This window comes from Pontibacter vulgaris (assembly GCF_022758145.1).
Classification (GTDB): domain Bacteria; phylum Bacteroidota; class Bacteroidia; order Cytophagales; family Hymenobacteraceae; genus Pontibacter; species Pontibacter vulgaris.
Window position 1 is genome coordinate 1 of record NZ_JAJVDH010000029.1, and the last position, 1,024, is coordinate 1,024.

General features: G+C 49.2%; 1 protein-coding gene. It reads left to right on the forward strand.

Annotated elements, in window-relative coordinates:
• Positions 1 to 227 precede the first annotated feature (227 nt).
• Positions 228 to 1,024 (forward strand): M1 family aminopeptidase (locus LWP20_RS18170; RefSeq protein ID WP_262914638.1); only part of this gene is annotated, 797 nt, incomplete at its 3' end.

Below are 1,024 nucleotides of genomic sequence, written 5' to 3' on the forward strand. Positions count from 1 at the left end.
ACACGAAATCCGCCATTGACTCTATCCATCTGGCCACTACTGCGGGAGTTCAAACTACCAATGTTGCCTTTGACAGGTCAGCGACGCAGGTACTTGTTGATGAAAAACTAGATCACCAGATCTATGAGCTTGCCGAATCGCTCCAGCCCGGTGACTCACTGAGACTTAGTTTTGAGATATATTCTAAGACTCGCGGCTTTGCGAACAACGGAGCAGACGCTTCTGTGATGGCGAAAAGTACCAACTTTCGGAATTATGAATGGTTACCTGCCATTGGGTATCAGTCATACCGGGAGATTGATGAGTCAGGTGATCGAAAAAAATACGGACTTGCTCCCCGCCCCGTAACTCCCTCTCTTTATGATGTGGAAGCACGCAAAGACGCACCCTTCAGTGAGCGAATCTCTGTTGAAGCGGTTGTAGGCACAGCTAGTGGACAGACTGTGGTAGCGCCGGGTTCGTTGCGCCGGACCTGGACCAAAGGCGGCCGAAAGTACTTCCATTATATTATTGATGCTCCCATCAAAAATGAATATAATTTCTTCTCGGCCAGGTACGCAGTGCATGAAAAGCAGTGGAAGGATGTAGCGATACAGATTTACTATGACCCTGGCCAGACAGAGAACCTGGAGCGCATGGTTCAGAGCGTTCAGGCTTCGTTAGAATATTATATCCAACAGTTCGGCCCGTACCCACACCGGCAGATCAGGTTTGTGTCGTACCCAGGATATGATTTTGGAAACCATGCAGCCCCCATTAACATTACTGCTCAGGAGGGATTTTTCCTTTTGAACCCTAAAAATGACGAACGAGGCTTTGATCTGGTAACAGCTGTAGTGGCACATGAAGTAGCGCATCAGTGGTGGGGCAACCAGGTTGACCCGGCAAATGTAGAAGGGGCGGGGCTGCTTTCAGAAAGCCTTGCCTGGTATTCTGCCATGGGGGTTATGGAAGAGAAATATGGGCCTGAGCATCTTCGGCGGCTACAGAGTTTCTTACAGGAGGAATATAAAACCCCACGTAC